Source organism: Piscirickettsia salmonis LF-89 = ATCC VR-1361, from assembly GCF_000297215.2.
Taxonomy (GTDB): domain Bacteria; phylum Pseudomonadota; class Gammaproteobacteria; order Piscirickettsiales; family Piscirickettsiaceae; genus Piscirickettsia; species Piscirickettsia salmonis.
Genome location: NZ_AMFF02000040.1, coordinates 1 through 941 on the forward strand (window position 1 = coordinate 1; position 941 = coordinate 941).

Annotated in this window: 2 protein-coding genes; one reads left to right on the top strand and one right to left on the bottom strand. The window is 33.6% G+C overall.

All coding sequences use genetic code 11. The features are described 5' to 3' along the window. The coding region (locus C200_RS04660; protein ID WP_033923691.1) for a transposase at nt 1-743 on the top strand (743 nt) is incomplete at its 5' end. Nucleotides 744-769: 26 nt separating this feature from the next. Here C200_RS04660 and C200_RS15360 read toward each other — a convergent pair. Then, the coding region (locus C200_RS15360) for a transposase (RefSeq protein WP_033923692.1) at nt 770-941 on the bottom strand (172 nt) is incomplete at its 5' end.

Genomic DNA, 941 nt, shown 5'->3' on the forward strand with positions numbered 1-941 from the left:
TGACAAGTATGGTGACTTACAAGAAAACGTCCGTACCTATTGGTTATGAAACTGTATTAAAAGACATCAAGTTTACTGATTTAAAGGACCGAAAAGAAAAGAGAAAATCTAATATATCGAAGAATGAGTACTTTCGTAACCTTATAAATCGTGCAATTAATAACCAGGTTAAATTTGATTATGCTGTTGCAGATAACTGGTTCAGTTCAAAAGAAAACATGAATTATATTCATGCCAAGTTAAATAAGTTGTTTATTTTAGGAATAAAATCTAATCGAACAGTTGCTTGCAGTTTAGATGATAAAATCAATAGAAATTACCAGCCAGTCAAATCTCTTGATTTAAAAGATAGTGAGGCCATAGATGTATATCTTCAGGGAATTAATTTCCCAGTGCGATTAATGAAAAAGATCTTCACAAACGAAGATGGGTCAACAGGTCACCTCTATTTAATAACAAATGATTTAGAGACGGATGGTGATGGGCTTTACAAAATCTATCAAAAACGATGGAAAATTGAAGAATATCATAAGTCGATTAAACAAAATGCAAGTTTAGCAAAATCGCCAACTAAAACTGTTCGGTCACAATGCAATCATATTTTTGCATCAATCGTGGCATTTTGTAAACTAGAAACATTGAGTGTAAAAGTACAGCTTAACCACTTTGCACTCAAATATAAATTACTTGTGCGGTCAAATCAAATAGCTTTTGAAGAGCTTAGGCGATTAAAATGTTTATGACCTGTGCGTAAGGTGAGCTATAGCACTCAACGAATAGTTTCTGACATTGACTTCATTACTTGACTAAGCGCTGTCTCTAAATTTATTTCATCTTGATCAAGCTTCATGCGAACCCTATTTTTAAGCGGTGACCATACATGCTCTATCGGGTTTAAATCAGGAGAATAAGGGGGTAAAAATAATAAGTGACAACCCGCA